Source organism: Nocardioides sp. Root151 (assembly GCF_001427925.1).
In the GTDB taxonomy this organism is placed as follows: Bacteria; Actinomycetota; Actinomycetes; order Propionibacteriales; family Nocardioidaceae; genus Nocardioides.
The window spans coordinates 957,874-973,485 of the sequence record NZ_LMGG01000004.1; the positions used below are offsets into that span (position 1 = coordinate 957,874).

The following is a 15,612-nucleotide window of genomic DNA, read 5'->3' on the forward strand; positions in this document are numbered from 1 at the left end:
GTGGGTGGTGTCGAGACAGTCGCAGAGCGACTTCCTCAACCAGCGAAGGGTGCCGGGTGGGGTGGTTTCGAGACGGACGCTGAGCGACTTCCTCAACCACCGAGCCACCAAGGATCCGGTGTTCGCGCATCAAGAACACGCGGTTCGCGCATCAAGAATGCACGGTTCGCGCATCAAAAAGGCTCTTCCCAGATGAGGGTGTAGGTCGGCCGGGCGCGTCGGTCCGCAGATAGACGTCGAGGTCTCCCGACGATGGAGGTTCCTACGCCATCCATCCGAAAGACCTCGACGTGACCGACGCTACCCCGCAGGCCGGCTTCGGCCGCCCTGACCTGACCGCCTTCGCGTCTCATCCCAATCGACCCTGATCGGGTCTGCTGACCCCCTCGACGAGAACGCAGCGACATCACAGCCACCCAACCCCGACCGGCCGGGAAGCCGGGGCACGTCACATGGCCTGTGCTGCGGGCGTGTCGAGTGGGTCGTCCAGGGGCGACGCAGGAGCGTCGACGCGACGTGCTGAGAGGTGGTTCCAACCGGGCGCTAGGACACCGGCTACAGGCATGGCGATAGGTCAGGAACGGCGTCGCTCCCTGCGCAGGAGGGAGCGCAGAGTCTCGGCGTTCGCGTAGCCGACCCGTAGCGCGATCTCGGCGGAGGTGAGGTCCGTGGTTGCTGAGAGGTGCCGAGCTCGTTCGATGCGAAGCCGTTGGACGAAGCCGAGCGGAGTGAGGTTGAGCGCCGCACGGACTCGTCGTTCGAGGGTGCGCCGGCTGGTGCCGAGCGACTGCGCGACGAAGGCGACGTTGAACGGTTCGTCCAGGCGGGCGCGCACGAAGCGTTCGAACTCGACGACGATCGGGTCCTCGTGCCGGAGATGTTCGTAGGCGACGAAGGCCGCCTGCGACGGACGCTCGTCGATGATGAGGAGCTTGGCGACATGTTGGGCCAGGTCGGGGCTGATCGATCGCACGAGTGAGAGCGCGAGGTCGATGTGGGCGAACGCGGCGCCGGCGGTGACGAGGTTCCCGTCCACGACGACCATGGTGTCGAGATCGAGGGCGACGGTCGGATAGCGCTTCAGGAACTCCGGCCCCAGGAACCAGCTGGTCGTCGCCCGCCGATGATGCATCCGTCCGGTCTCGGCGACGGCGAACACGCCGGTGCACGCCGCGGCGATTCGGGTGGTCGCGTCGTCGAGGCGCCCGAGCGAGGCGATGACCGAACGAGCATCTCGGCTCTGGAGGGCGTCGTTGGTAGCGGCGGCCGTGAGGGTTCCAAGCGCAGGGACGACGACCACGTCGAACTCTCCGGACTCCGACAGCGGGTGGTCAACCGACAGGGTCATCGATGCCGTCGTGGTCACTCGCCGTTTCGGTCCGAGGATGGCGAGTTCGATCGGGTCGATCCGCGGGTCGATATCGCCGCGGGCTCCGTCGGCCACCCGCACGATGTCGATGACCGACGCGACAGCCGAACCGAAGCAGCCGTCGATCGCGATCAGTCCGATACGCATGGCGCGAACAATAGCAATACTGTCGTATACGCCACTCCCCATCGGCCCTCGCTCGTCATACGCTGAACTCGCCCCACGAAGAACCCCGACTTCAAGGAGAACCCCTCATGTCCACACCCGCATCACTTCCGTATGCCTTCGTCGCCAAGATCGTCGCGGCCGATGGACAGCACGACGCGCTCGCCGATCTGCTCGCCGGCGCTGTCGCACTCGCCAACGAAGAAGTGGGAACGATTGTCTGGTTCGCGGCTAGAACCCACGCCGACACCTTTTGGATCTTCGATGCATTCCCCGACGAGGCCGCTCGCGACGCCCACGCCAACGGCGCCATCGTCGCAGCCCTGATGGCCAACCAGCACCTCCTCGGCGCAGCACCCGAGATCCTGGCGGCCGACGTCCTCGCGTCCAAGCTCCCGTAGTCCGCCAACGCACGAGACGATCGCGCCCCGCCGAGCCGTCGGACCCGACCGCCTCGACACCCGCACCACGTTGACGATCCCCGACGGGCCGATCACGAGGGGGGCCAGGCAACACCAGGCGCAAGCCTGGAGCGGCACTGGTTCACCGGTGGTCATCGAGAGAGCCAGCGCGGTTCCATGGCAGCGCAACTGTGTCAACTTGCCCTCCGTCCCGCTAGGCGCCGTGGGCGGGTCTTGGTTGCGATCCGTTGCCGTGACGGGAGACGCGTTGCGCGTCGCAGCGATGACGGGTCGTTGGCGTTCCGGGGCGTTGCGTTCGTGCGCGTCGCCCGTGCGGCATGGAACATCTCGCTGCGCACACAACGATCGCTGCGCCGACGCACCGTTGACACCTCGCACGTCCAGGTCGCGACACAACGCCACGCCGCGTTGCCGAGCGGAGCGAGGCCTATCGGCACACGGACAGGATGCCGGCCGCGAGCGCTCAGCCGGCGAGGGGTCCGTCGCAGAGGAGAGCGACGTCGGTGTCGGGCAGAGCCGTGAGGCCAGCGCGTCGCGCGACCACCAGAACCGAACCGCCCCTGCCCTGCGTTTCCGCAGGTCAGGGGCTGTTCGCCAGAGCCGCCTGTCGGAATCGAACCGACGACCTAATCACGTCGGCTTTGCGTCTATCGCTTGATGCGCCCACTGGGCGAACGAGCCGCTGACCTGCGCAAACGCCGAGAGTGGGGGGGCGCCGCCATCCGGTGGTGACCGACGACGACCGACCAGTACCGACCGTTTCACCGGAGCTTGCGGCGGCGTCGAAGCCGAGCAAGCTCCATTCTTTTAGCTCACCGCGCCCTCCTCCTAGCCGGTCCCGTCGTCGTCGAAGACGTTTCAGGGGTCTTCCCAGATGACGGTGTAGGTCGGCCGGGCGCGTCGGTCCGCAGATAGACGTCGAGGTCTCCCGACGACGGAGGTTCCTACGCCATCCATCCGAAAGACCTCGACGTGTTCGACGCTACCCCGCAGGCCGGCTTCGGCCGCCCTGACCTGACCGCCTTCGCTCGACTCGACGGCCTCGGTCTGAGCGTGACCGGGCAACGACTTGAACCGGATCGTGCGGTCCTCGCGTGCCGCGTGGTGGAACCAGATCAGTGGTGCCGACGGTGCGGCAGCGAAGGCGCTGCTCGTGACACCGTGATCCGGCGGTTGGCCCACGAGCCGCTGGGCTGGCGACCGACCGTGCTGGAAGTTGTAGTGCGCCGCTACCGCTGTGCCGACTGCGGACACGTGTGGCGCCAAGACACCAGCGCCGCGGCGGAGCCACGCGCGAAGCTCTCGCGCACCGGGCTGCGGTGGGCGCTGGAAGGGATCGTGGTCGCACACCTCACCGTCGCCCGTGTCGCCGAGGGACTCGGGGTCGCGTGGGACACCGCCAACAACGCGGTCCTGGCCGAAGGCAAGCGGCTGCTGATCAACGACCCCACGCGGTTCGAGGGCGTGAAGGTCATTGGCGTCGATGAGCACGTCTGGCGCCACACCAGGCGTGGCGACAAGTACGTCACCGTGATCATCGACCTCACCCCGGTCCGCGATGGCGCCGGCCCAGCAAGGCTGCTGGACATGGTCGAGGGCCGGTCGAAGGCGGCGTTCAAGACCTGGCTCGCCGACCGCGACGACGCCTTCCGTGACGCGGTCGAGGTGGTCGCGATGGACGGCTTCACCGGGTTCAAGACCGCCGCTGCAGAGGAGATCCCGGACGCGGTCACGGTGATGGATCCCTTCCACGTCGTGCGCTTGGCCGGTGACGCCCTCGACAGGTGCCGGCGCCGGGTCCAACTCGCGATCCACGGGCACCGTGGGTTCAGGGACGACCCGCTCTACAAGTCGCGGCGCACGCTGCACACCGGCGCGGACCTGCTCACCGACAAGCAGAGCGACAGGCTACGCGCGCTGTTCGTTGATGACGCTCACGTCGAGGTCGAGGCGACCTGGGGTGTCTACCAGCGCATGATCGCCGCCTATCGCCACGAGGACCGGCAACGTGGCCGCGAGCTCATGGAGAAGCTGATCACCGACCTCAGCGCCGGCGTCCCCAAGGTGCTCACCGAGCTCACAGCCCTGGGCCGGACCCTGAAGAAGCGAGCCGCTGACGTGCTCGCCTACTTCGAACGACCCGGCACCAGCAACGGGCCGACCGAGGCGCTCAACGGACGGCTCGAACACCTGCGCGGCTCCGCACTCGGGTTCCGCAACCTGACCAACTACATCGCCCGAAGCCTGCTCGAGACCGGCGGCTTCAGACCCCAACTTCTACACCCCCGATTGGGATGAGCCATCAAAAACACACGGTTCGCGCAGAAGACAGCCGGCGCCCGGGAGAGGAGATCCCCCGGACGCCGGCTGGGTGGTGCTACAGCGTGACCATCTGCGTGACTACTTCACGACCCGGATCGTGACCGTCTTGCTCACCGGGTTGTTGAGTGCGTTGCCGGCGTACTTCACGACCGCCTTCTTCGCACCCGTGGTCGGGAACTTCGCCAGCGTGATCGTGGCCCGGCCGCCGGAGAGCGACCTGGCGTACGTCCTGCCGCCGACCTTGACCGTCACCTTGCCGGCCACGACCTGCCCGGCCGCCTTCAGCGTCACGGTGACGTTGGCCGCCGTCCTCTTCGCGTGGATCACGCGAGGCCCGACGGTGACGGTCATCCTGGGCGTGGCCTTCACGACGGTGACCTCGTGCAGGGTGTACGCCGACTTGGTGTGGTCGTCGCCGATGTAGAGCACGTGGATCGTGTGCTTGCCGACCGTGTTGAACGGGTTGACCGCCAGGCGCGCCTTGCCGTTGACCAGTTCGGCCGCCGTGGTGAGCTCACCGTCGACGTACACACCCACGTAGCCGGTCGGCGTGAAGCCGAGCGCCGTGACCGTAGTGTCGATGATGATGCGACCCGACTTGACCACCGGCTTGGTGGTGCTCAGCTTGCTGGTCACCAACGGAACGGCCTTGGTGACCTTCACCTGGATCGTGGTCTCGGAGGCCAGGTTCTGCTCGTCACCCGCGAAGCGGACGGTGAGCGTGTTGTTGCCCATGTCGAGACCCAGGGTGTCGAACTGCACCGTGGCCGAGCCGTCGGTCAACGTGCCGGTTCCGATGACCTCGTCGTCGAACAGCACCTCGACCTCGCCGGTCGTGGGGTTGGCGGAGGTCAGTTCGGCGACCACCTCACCCGTGCTGCCGTAGGCGACGTCGTCGGCCTCTGCCGTGATGCTGGTCGGCGTGGGAGCCAACGGCAGACCGACCTGGGTCAGCGTCGGGTCGGCAACCGCGCCGACCGTCCACGTGCCCTGGAGGTCGGCCGGAGCGGTGAACGCCACCGTGGCCGAACCATCGGTCACCGGGAACGTGCCCATCGGCACCGAGTCGGTGTCGTTGCGCAGGAACACGCGCAGCTCGGTGTTGTCCGGGCTGCCACCCGACGTCAGGTCGAGGTTCGACAGCGTGAACGAGACCTCGTCACCGGCCGAGACGCTGGCGGGGAGGCCGCTCTCGACGACCTGCTGACGCGCGAAGTCCGGGGCGACCGGCTTGTGGCCCTGGAGGTAGCTGATCCACAGGTCGCGGTCGACCAGGCCGGTGTCGCTGGCCTGACCGTCGGTGAAGGCGAAGAAGTTGTCTCCACCTGCCGCCAGGAACGAGAACGTCGACACGGTGTACGTCGCCGTGGGGTCGAGTGCCACACCGTCGATGATCACCGACGTGATGCGCGAGCCTCGCGGCTTGGTGGCGTCCTGCGTGACCCGGACGTTGTCCGAGAGGCCCAGCGCCAGGAACGGACGCGAGGCGCCGTCGGGCTGCCACTGCTGCTCGAGGATCTCCTTCAGCTGTGCACCGGTCACGTCGACCAGCGACACGTTGTTGACGAACGGCAGCACGGCGTTGGCCTCGGCGTAGGTGACCACGCCATCGGTGTTGGCCGGGTTGCCCGCCGTGTTGCCGGCGTACGTCATGTCGGCACGCAGGCCACCCGGGTTGACGATGCCGAGGTCGGCCTCGAAGTCCGAGGGCAGGCCGTCGCGCAGGGCGTTGCCGACCAGGCCACCGAGCGTCGACTCAGCGGCACGGTCCTCGGCCCCCGCCGGGGTCTTGGCCCGGGTGATGTCGGCGGTCACCTCACCGACCGGCTGGTTGCCGATCTCGGCGGCGTGCGCGATGGCGGCGTCGACGATCGTCTTGACCTGGGCCACTCGCGGGTACGCCGCGACCAGATCGGCGTCCGGCACGGTCGTGCGGGCCACGTTGCGCGACTGGTAGGAGACGACGTCGCCGGTCACGGAGTCCACCGTGAGCGAGACCTGGCCCACGTTGTCGGCGTACTGCCCGGTCTGGATGATCGGGCGGGTGACACCGGCCTGGCCGGGGACCGGAGCGTCCCAGGCGTAGGTCTGGTGCGTGTGGCCGTTGAAGATCACGTCGACGGACGCGTCGAGGTTGGCCATCTCGGCGAACTCGCCGCCCTTGGCGATCTCGTCCTCGTAGCTGGAACCGACACCCTGCGTGGCGCCCGCGTGGAAGCTGGCGATGATCACGTCGGCCTCCCCGTTGGCGTCGTCGCCGTCGCTGAGCTCACCGGCGACCCGGTTGACCGCCTCGACGGGGTCGCCGAAGTCGATGTCGACGATGCCGGCGGGGCTGACCAGCGAAGAGGTCTCCTCGGTCACGGCACCGACCACGGCGACGGTGACACCGTCGACCTCGAAGGTGGCGTACTCCGGGAGCACCGGGTCGGTCGTGCCCTTGGCGTAGACGTTGGCGCCGAGGTAGTCCCAGTTGGCGTTGCGGGCGTTGTCCGGACCAATAACCCGGTCGCGCAGGTCGGGCCAGCCCTTGTCGAACTCGTGGTTGCCGACTGCCGAGGCGTCGAGGCCGAGCGCGTTCATCACGTCGATGGTCGGCTGGTCGCCGTCCACCGCCGACGCGAACTCGGAGGCACCGATGAGGTCACCGGCACCCACCATCAGCGTGCTGTCGGCACCGCCCTGCTCGGTCAGCTGCTCGACCGTGCCGGCCCACTTCACCGTGTTGGCGTTGATGCGGCCGTGGAAGTCGTTGACCCCCAGCAGGTTGAGCGTGACCTCGCCCGCGACCGGGGTGTCGTCGGCGGAGATGCCGACGATCTCGGGGTCGTGGTCGGAGCTGCGGTAGACGTTGGGCTCGTAGAAGTCCGTCACGTTGTAGTTGTGACGGCTGTACTCGAAGGCCACCGACTCGCCGGAGTTGATGTTCCAGACGTCGGCGCCCTGGACGGTCGCGAGAGCGGCGTCGTTGGCGAGCACGTGGTCCAACGAGCCGGAGAGCCCGCTGAAGCTGTACGTCGACTCACCGGGGGTGTTCGACTCGACGTTGGTGAACCCGCCGTCGTACAGCACGTGCATCGGGTCTTCTTCGGTGTAGGAGTTGAAGTCTCCGGTGAGGAAGACCTTCTCCGTGCCGCGGGCGGCCGCGAACTCGTCGGCGAACGTCAACAGCGACGCGGCCTGACGGGTGCGGTCGCCGTTCCAGCCGCCCTGGCCGTCACCGGAGTCGGCGTTGTCGCCAGTGCCGGGGCTGCCCTTGGACTTGAAGTGGTTGACGATCACCGCGAACGCGGCGGAGTCTGCAGCGCCGGCGGGCTTGAAGGCCTGGCCCATGGGCTCACGAGCGTTGGCGAAGTCGGCGTTGCCGACCAGCACCTCGGAGGCACCGACCAGGTCGACGCTCGCGGGCTTGTAGATGAACGCCGTGCGGATCACGTCCTGCTCGGCGGTCGGCGGCAGGTCGGCCGCCGCGGGCGACGGGGCGAAGGCCCAGACGTCGGAACCGGCGGCGGCGTTCAGCGCGTCGACCAGGGTGGAGAGGGCGTCGTCACGGTCGGCCTCGCCGAGGGCGACCGAGTTCTCGATCTCCTCCAGTGACACGACGTCGGCGCCGAGGGCGTTGATGGCGGCGACGATCTTCGTCTGCTGGCGCTCGAGGTCCTCGGCCTCGGCGGCACCACGCGGACCGTTGTTGGCGCAGGTGTTGTCGGTGACGGGGTCACCGGCGCGGTCGTTGTAGTAGGTGCAGCCGGGAGCCCAGTCGACACCGAGCGTGTTGAAGTAGTTCAGCACGTTGAAGGTGGCGATGTGCAGGTCGCCGTCGACGGCCTCGGGGGCCGGCGTACGCGTGTTGGTGAAGGTCGCCGTGGAGGCACCGTTGTCGGTGACCTGTGCGGTCGGCTGGAACTTCCACACGTTGTTGCGGTACTCGAGGATCACCGGGCCGGTCAGGGTCGCGGTCGCGCCGACCCGTACCGGGTTCGCCTTCGAGATCCACGGCAGGGCGGTCCCCTGGTTCTCCGCGCTGAAGAAGTTCAGGCTCGCTCCGTCGTCGAGCACGACACCGCGGGCGAGGTTGTCGGCCTTGACGGCGTCAGCCTCCGGGGTGCCCGGGCGGGCGACGTCGGTCCACTGGATCAGCGGCTTGGTGCCGGTGGCCAGGCCGAGCTCGCCGTACTGGTTGGAGGAGTAGGTGTTGGAGACCGTGAACGTGTCGGTGGGAGCGAGCAGCTCGCCCTCGTGTGCCTCGCGGTCGGCCTCCGTGGTCGGGTACGCCGCGGCGAGCGGGGTGACCGGGTCGTGTGCGTCGGGCAGCACCGTCACGTCGGCCGCAGCCGCCGGGGTGATCTCGGTCGTGCCGCTGAACTCGGAGACCAGGCCCTTGACCTCGACCAGGTCGCCCACGGCGAGCGTGGACTCGTCGACGTTGGGCCCGTAGACGAAGACCGCGTCGGAGGCGCCCGGGGTGGCGTCGGTGGCGCCTCCGGTGCCGGCGGTCTGGATGTAGAAGCCGTTCAGGCCGCCCGCGGGGTACGTCGCGGTGACGACGCCCCGCGTGGTGGCGATGTCGCCGACGTGCGGCGAGGTGGCCGTCGTGCCCTGGACCTCGGCGATGCTGGCGTCGACCTCGGCCGGCGGCTCGGGCTCGACGTAGACCGTGCCCGGCGTCGGGACCGAAGCGATGAAGTCAGCCGAGTTGTCGTTGGTGTCGGCGTTCTCAGCGCCGCGGGTGGCGGACGTGCCGTTTGCCGTGGCCGGCGCCTTCGCGGTCTCGAAGCTCGTGGTCGTGCTCCCCCAGCCGAGGAAGTCGACGACCGCCGGGTTCGTGACGTTGCCGGTACCGGGATCGATGCCCGTGGTTCCGTCAGCGAGGAAGACCTGCCCGCCGGTGCCGGAGAGGTTCAGCGTCGACGTGGCATCGGGAGTGTTGGGCAGGGCGACGCCGTTGGCGCCACCGCCTCCTTGAACCACGTAGTACCCGCCCGCGGGGACGTTCGCTCCCGCGGGGAAGGGGAAGACATTGCCCGAAGCCGTCGTGCTGGTGGCGGAACGGTACTGAAGGCTCTTGCCGGTCAGCACGATCGGTTCGGCGGTCGGGTTGTGGATCTCGATGAAGTCGACGTTGTAGGCGGCGCCGGAGTTGCCGCCTCCGCCGTACGCCTCGCTGATGACGAGGCCGCTGCCGTCGGGGGCGGCGGATGCGGACGGGGCAATGGCAAGCGTCGTACCCACCAGTGCGAACGCGGAAATGGCAGCCAGCGCAGATATGCGCGGCCGCCGGGTCAGGCCAGACAATGGGACTCCCAGGAACGTCTCGGACAGAACGGTCAGGGGAAGTGCCAGCCCGAACTGGCATATGACCGGGATTGGTCATGTTGCCCCATCATCCGCAACGTGACCAGCGTTACCGGCAAACTTTCGGTAACACCCTGATGCACGATCAATCTTCCGGGACCGGCCTGGGTTCATCACCGGGAGAAGCACGACAATTGCGGCAAGGTCTGCCCTTGACAGGGCCCTGCGAGCTCAGGCAGAGGTGCGCATCTGGTGCCGTTGGCGCCAGGCGTCACGGAAGAACTCGTAGCCCGACCAGAGCGTCATCGCGACCGCACCCGCCAGCAGCACCTGGCTGATGTAGAACAGCACGTCGCCGGGCACGTCGAGCGCACCGTCGACCTGGCGCAGGGGCAGGCAGAGCCCGGAGAGCGCGAGGGCCTGCAGCACGGTCTTGATCTTGCCGCTCTGGGCGGCGGCGATGACCACGTTCTTCATGATCGAGAGCCGGAGCAGCGTGACGCTCCACTCCCGGACCAGCACCACGATGGTCACGATCCACCAGATGTCGCCGACGACCGAGAGCCCGATGAAGGCCATGCCGGTGATCGCCTTGTCGGCGATCGGGTCGGCGATCTTCCCGAAGTCCGTGACCAGGTTGCGGGCCCGCGCGATGTCACCGTCGACCTTGTCGGTGATCATGGCGGCCACGAACAGCGCGAAGGCGACCAGACGCCACGTGATCGAGTCGCCGCCGTCGTGGAGCAGTGCCCAGCCGAAGAACGGAACCATGAGGATCCGCAGGGTGGTCAACGCGTTGGGCACGTTCCAGTTGCTGGCGGTGGCGTCGGTCATCAGGCCCCATCCTTAGTGCCGCTCGTCGTCGCAATCAGGTCCACGCCGTCTGTGCGGATGACCGTCGCTGTGATGATGTCACCCACCGCCACACCCGCGGGCGCCTGCTCGATCAGGGTCGTGCCGTCGACCTCGGGTCCCTGGTGCGCTGCCCGGCCTTCGGCGCCGCCGTCGACCAGGGCCTCCACGAGTACGTCGACGGAGCTGCCGATGCGCTCCTCGGCCCGTTGGCCGTTCAGCTCCTCGACCAGCGCGGTCACGTGCTCGGTGCGCTCACGGACCTCGTCGGGGTCGAGCTTGCCGTCGAAGGACTCGGCCTCGGTGCCGTCCTCGTCGGAGTAGCCGAAGACGCCGGTCACGTCCATGCGCGCGGCCTCGAGGAAGTCGCACAGGGTCTGGAGGTCGTCCTCGGTCTCGCCGGGAAAGCCGACGATGACGTTGGACCGGACGCCGGCCTCGGGGGCGATCTCGCGGATCTGCTCGAGCAGGCCGAGGAAGCTCTCGGGATCACCGAAACGACGCATGCGCCGCAGGACGCTGGCGGACGCGTGCTGGAAGGAGAGGTCGAAGTAGGGCACGACGCCCGGGGTGCCGGCGATCGTCTGGATCAGTCCGGGTCGCGTCTCGGCCGGCTGCAGGTAGGAGACCCGCACCCGCTCGACACCGTCGACCGCAGCGAGCTCGGGCAGCAGTGTCTCGAGCAGGCGGAGGTCGCCGAGGTCCTTGCCGTAGGACGTGGAGTTCTCGCTGACCAGGAAGAGCTCCTTGACGCCCTGGCCGCCCAGCCACTGGGCCTCCTGCAGCACGTCGCTGGGGCGGCGGCTGACGAACGAGCCACGGAAGCTGGGGATCGCGCAGAACGAGCACCGACGGTCGCAGCCGCTGGCCAGCTTCAGTGGTGCCATCGGTCCACCGTCGAGGCGTCGGCGTACGGCACGGGGACCGGAGGCGGGTGCCTGGTCGGCGATCAGGTCGGGCGCGTCGATCGTCGGGGCCGCACCGTGCCCGGGGACGCTGACGGCAGAGGCATCGCGCTCCACCGGACTGATCGGCAGCAACAGGCGACGGTCGGACGGTGTGTGTGCCGCGTGCGACTCCCCCGCCACGATCGAACGGAGTCGGGCCGCGATGTCTGGGTAGTCGTCGAAGCCCAGGACCGCGTCGGCCTCGGGCAGGCTCTCGGCGAGGTCCTTGCCGTAGCGTTCGGCGAGGCAGCCGACGGCGACGACGGCCTGGGTGCGGCCACCCTTGCCGGCCGACGCCTTGAGGTCCGCGGCCTGGAGGAGGGTGTCGACGGAGTCCTTCTTCGCCGCCTCGACGAAGCCGCAGGTGTTGACCACGACGGTGTCGGCGTCCTCGGGGTCGTCGACGAGGCGGAAGCCGTCGGCTTCAAGTCGTCCGGCCAACTCTTCGGAGTCGACCTCGTTGCGGGCACAACCGAGGGTCACCATCGCCACGGACAGGAGTCCGTCGCCTGGGCGGGTCTGTGAAGTCGTCATGGTTGGCTCCGAGTATGCCGGTCCGGAGCGGTCCGGGCACCTTTCCGGCCCCCCTCCACCACGGTGAGGACGGTCACGCGGCATACGACGACGGCCCGGCAGGGACTGCTTCTCGCTAGGAACCGAGGCCGAGCTGCTGGATCGCATGCTCGCGCATCTCGACCTTGCGCACCTTGCCGGTCACGGTCATCGGGAACTCGTCGACCACACTCACGTAGCGCGGCACCTTGTAGTGCGCCAGCTTCCCCTTGCAGAACGCCCGCAGGGACTCGGCATCGAGCGGCTCGGCACCTTCCCGCATCCGCAGCCAGGCCATCAGCTCCTCGCCGTACTTCTCGTCGGGTACGCCGATCACCTGGGCGTCGAGGATGTCGGGGTGGGTGTAGAGGAACTCCTCGATCTCACGCGGGTAGATGTTCTCCCCGCCACGGATCACCATGTCCTTGATCCGGCCGGTGATGGCGAGGTTGCCGTCCTCGTCCATGACCGCCAGGTCGCCGGTGTGCATCCAGCCGTCGATCAAGACCTCGTCGGTCTTCACCTGGTCGTTCCAGTAGCCGAGCATCACCGAGTAGCCCTTGGTGGCGAACTCACCTGTCTCGCCACGGGGCAGCGTCTCGCCGGTGACCGGGTCGATCACCTTGACCTCGAGGTGCGCGCCCACACTGCCCACGGTGCCGACCTTGACGTCGAACGGGTCGTCCGGCGTGGTCTGCGTCGAGACCGGCGACGTCTCGGTCATGCCGTAGCAGATCGTCATGTCGCGCACGCCGGCGTCGAGCACCTTGCGCATCATCTCGGCGGGGCACGGCGAACCGGCCATGATGCCCGTGCGCAACGACGAGATGTCGTACGTCGAGAAGTCCGGCAGCGACCACATCGCGATGAACATCGTCGGTACGCCGTACAACGACGTACAGCGCTCGGAGTCGACGGCGTGCAGGGTGAGCTCCGGGTCGAATCCAGGAGCCGGGATCACCATGCAGGCGCCGTGCGTGGTGGCCGCGAGGTTGCCCATCACCATGCCGAAGCAGTGGTAGAAGGGCACGGGAATGCAGATGCGGTCCTGCTCCGTGTAGGCACAGCCGCGGCCGACGAAGTACCCGTTGTTGAGGATGTTGCGGTGGCTGAGCGTCGCACCCTTGGGGAAGCCCGTCGTGCCCGAGGTGTACTGGATGTTGATCGGATCGGTGGGCGACAGGGTCGCCTGCACCTCCGCAACCCGGTCCGGCTCGACTTCGGTGGCTCCGGCGACCAGGTCGTCCCACGAGGACTGGCCGATCACCACGACCCGCTCGAGGCTGGCGCAGTCACCACGAACCTCGTCGACCATCGCCGGGTAGTCGCTGGTCTTGAACGACTCGGCCACCACCATCGTGGAGATGCCGGCCTGGTTGATCACGTAGGCCACCTCGTGGGTGCGGTAGGCCGGGTTCACGTTGACCAGCACGGCACCGATCTTCGCGGTGGCGTATTGCACCATCGTCCACTCGGGACAGTTCGGAGCCCAGATGCCGACCCGGTCACCGGTCTGCACACCGGCGGCGAGGAGACCACGTGCGAGCTCGAGGACGGCCGAGGAGAACTCGGCGTAGGTCCACCGACGGCCGCTGGCCACGTCGACCAGGGCATCGCGTTCGGCGTACGTCGACGCGGTGGCGTCGAAGTTGTCGCCGATCGTCTGCTCGAGGAGTGGCACCGAGGTCGACCCGACGGTGTGGCTGGGCACGGGAGATGAAGTTTCCTGACTCACGGCTTCATCCTGCCCCAGACCCTCGACGGCGCAACAGCAACTGCCGCGCCGTCGAGGCAATATGTCCAGAAGTTGATCAGTTCTGGACGCGATAGGTCTTGTTGGTGGCCTTGCCGTCCGGACCCAGGGCACCGCGTTCCTTGCCGTCGATCTCGACGTCGATCGCTCCGCCGTCGGAGGCCTCGACCCGCACCGGCGCGAGCACGTCGATGCGGTGCACGTCGCCGTAGACCACGTCGTCGTCGAAGATGACCTTGCCCTTGCCGTTGCGCACCTTCAGGTGGGCCGACCCGTCGGCGGTCACCTTGAGCGTCACGTTCTCGACGGTCGGAGTGGTCTGGTTGGGGCCGTCGGAGCCGTTCAGGATCGGGGCCGGGCTCTGCAGCTCGACCGGGGTGTCCATGATCAGCCGGGCGATCGACCAGGCCAGCACGAGCGTCATGATCGCCGCGATCAGGATCGACCAGTTCGGCCCGCCCCTGGTGGACCGGATGCCACCGCTCGAGCCGGTCGCGAGGTCCGCCTCGAACACCTTGCGCGGGTTGATCGGGGCGTTGGCGTAGCGCTCGTCGTAGGCAGTGAGCAGCGGCGCCACCTCGAGCCCCAGGACACGGGACAGGGTGCGGAGGTGGCCCCGCGCGTAGAAGTCGCCACCACACGGCACGAAGTCGTCGACCTCGATGGACTCGATGACGTGTGGCCGGATGCGGGTGCGTTCGGCCAGTGCGTCGACGGTCAGGCCGATGCGGGTGCGGGCCGCGGTGATCTCGGGGCCGATGACCGGCTCCACGGCCGGCTCGACTGTGAAGTCGTCGATCACCAGTGGCTCGATGTTGTGCTTCATCGTGGCGATCGGGCGCACCCGGTCACCCCAGACACTGTTCTCCTCGACCAGCGGCACACTGCCCTGGCGTCGGAGCTCGCGACCCTCGGGCAGCTCGCCGGTCGTCTCGTCGTCAGCGGTGTCACGCGCGGTGGCGCCGTCGACCCTCAGCCCGTTGAGCCCGGGGTTGCTACGGATCTCGACGCGGGCCACTGGGGCCGGGTCACGCAGCGGGGACGGGGTGGCGCTGGCAACCAGGGGCTGGGTCAGCTCCTCGTCGTCGAACGGTGCGTCGTCGTCGACACGCGCCTCACGACGCCCCGCGACCCGGTCGGCCAGTCCTGCCTTGAAGGCGCCGAATGCCGTGGCCATGCGGGAACCGAGCGGCTCCCGGTCGGTGTCGTCGTCTTGGTCGGCCTCGTTCTCGAGTGCGACCTCGGGGGTCTCGTCGTACGACGAGAGGTCGGCGTGGTCTTCGGTCTGTTCGTCTGCTGCCTCGACCGGATACTCGTCGGAGCCGTCGAGCTCGTCCTCGACGTCCTCGACGACGGGCTCGGGCTCGACCACGCGGGTCGCTCCCCCGGCGAGCTGGCGCAGCGCCGTGGTGAGGTCTTCGGTGAGTCCGGGGACCCGGGTCGTGAGCCCCAGGGGCAGGGCGAGAGGTGCGCCATACAGCTTCTCGCTGATCAGGCTCTGCCGGCGGCCGGGACCGTCGAGCTCGGCACGCACCCGCTCGGGGTTGTGCGGCACCAGCACGAGCTTGCCGTCGCGCAGCAGTCCACGGCGCGGTGTGTGCTCGATGGCGGCGAGGGCGCCCCAGGGCAGCCCGCGCCAGGCCTTGCCCAGCCGGAGTCGGACGCCTTGGCTGTCGGCGACCATCAAGGGCGTGCGGGCGTCGACGAAGGCGTGCAGCCACACGCCGCCGACCAGTGCCATCACGGCGAAGATCACCCAGTCGAGGGTCGCGCCGGTCTGCACGGCACGTCCGAGATAGGCGATCGCGACGGCCGAGGCCACCGCACCGATCAGTGCCGCCAGGCCGCCGTTGCGCCGCACCTCGACCACGTCGGGGGCGGCCCCCAAGACGCTGCCGGTGGTGTCGTCCACGTCGGTGGCGAACCTTTCTACTG

At 68.3% G+C, this 15,612-nt stretch carries 9 protein-coding genes; 3 read left to right on the forward strand and 6 right to left on the reverse strand.

Going from position 1 to position 15,612, the window contains the following annotated elements:
* The coding region (locus ASD66_RS25260) for a hypothetical protein (RefSeq protein WP_235530082.1) at positions 1-196 on the forward strand (196 nt) is incomplete at its 5' end.
* A 378-nt stretch (positions 197-574) separates the two neighbouring features.
* Here the strand turns inward: ASD66_RS25260 and ASD66_RS13200 are convergent.
* A complete protein-coding gene (locus ASD66_RS13200) occupies positions 575-1,516 on the reverse strand; it encodes a GlxA family transcriptional regulator (RefSeq protein ID WP_007079305.1) in 942 nt (313 codons plus the stop codon).
* A 107-nt stretch (positions 1,517-1,623) separates the two neighbouring features.
* On the opposite strand from ASD66_RS13200, the gene ASD66_RS13205 reads away from it, so the two are divergent.
* Positions 1,624-1,935 (forward strand): putative quinol monooxygenase, encoded by a 312-nt coding sequence (locus ASD66_RS13205; protein ID WP_006247389.1) that lies wholly within the window; start codon positions 1,624-1,626, stop codon positions 1,933-1,935.
* Positions 1,936-2,928: 993 nt separating this feature from the next.
* On the forward strand, positions 2,929-4,254 hold the full coding sequence (locus ASD66_RS13210) for an ISL3-like element ISPfr2 family transposase (RefSeq protein WP_056891177.1): 1,326 nt from the start codon (positions 2,929-2,931) through the stop codon (positions 4,252-4,254).
* Positions 4,255-4,356: 102 nt separating this feature from the next.
* Here ASD66_RS13210 and ASD66_RS13215 read toward each other — a convergent pair whose 3' ends face one another.
* The 5 genes from ASD66_RS13215 to ASD66_RS13235 all read right to left on the reverse strand — a co-directional run bounded on the left by ASD66_RS13215 (position 4,357) and on the right by ASD66_RS13235 (position 15,589).
* A complete protein-coding gene (locus ASD66_RS13215) occupies positions 4,357-9,573 on the reverse strand; it encodes an ExeM/NucH family extracellular endonuclease (RefSeq protein WP_156388660.1) in 5,217 nt (1,738 codons plus the stop codon).
* Between the two features lie 231 nt (positions 9,574-9,804).
* Complete coding sequence (gene pgsA / locus ASD66_RS13220) at positions 9,805-10,407, reverse strand: CDP-diacylglycerol--glycerol-3-phosphate 3-phosphatidyltransferase (protein WP_056678404.1); 603 nt, start codon at positions 10,405-10,407, stop codon at positions 9,805-9,807.
* A complete protein-coding gene (rimO, locus tag ASD66_RS13225; protein ID WP_056891179.1) occupies positions 10,407-11,906 on the reverse strand; it encodes a 30S ribosomal protein S12 methylthiotransferase RimO in 1,500 nt (499 codons plus the stop codon). The genes pgsA and rimO overlap by 1 nt, the downstream gene beginning before the upstream one ends.
* A gap of 115 nt (positions 11,907-12,021) precedes the next feature.
* Positions 12,022-13,635: an AMP-binding protein gene (locus tag ASD66_RS13230; protein ID WP_056891180.1), complete on the reverse strand. Its 1,614-nt coding sequence runs from the start codon at positions 13,633-13,635 to the stop codon at positions 12,022-12,024.
* Between the two features lie 100 nt (positions 13,636-13,735).
* Entirely contained in the window at positions 13,736-15,589 is a 1,854-nt protein-coding gene (locus ASD66_RS13235) for a helix-turn-helix domain-containing protein (protein WP_056891181.1), read from the reverse strand.
* Positions 15,590-15,612 lie beyond the last annotated feature (23 nt).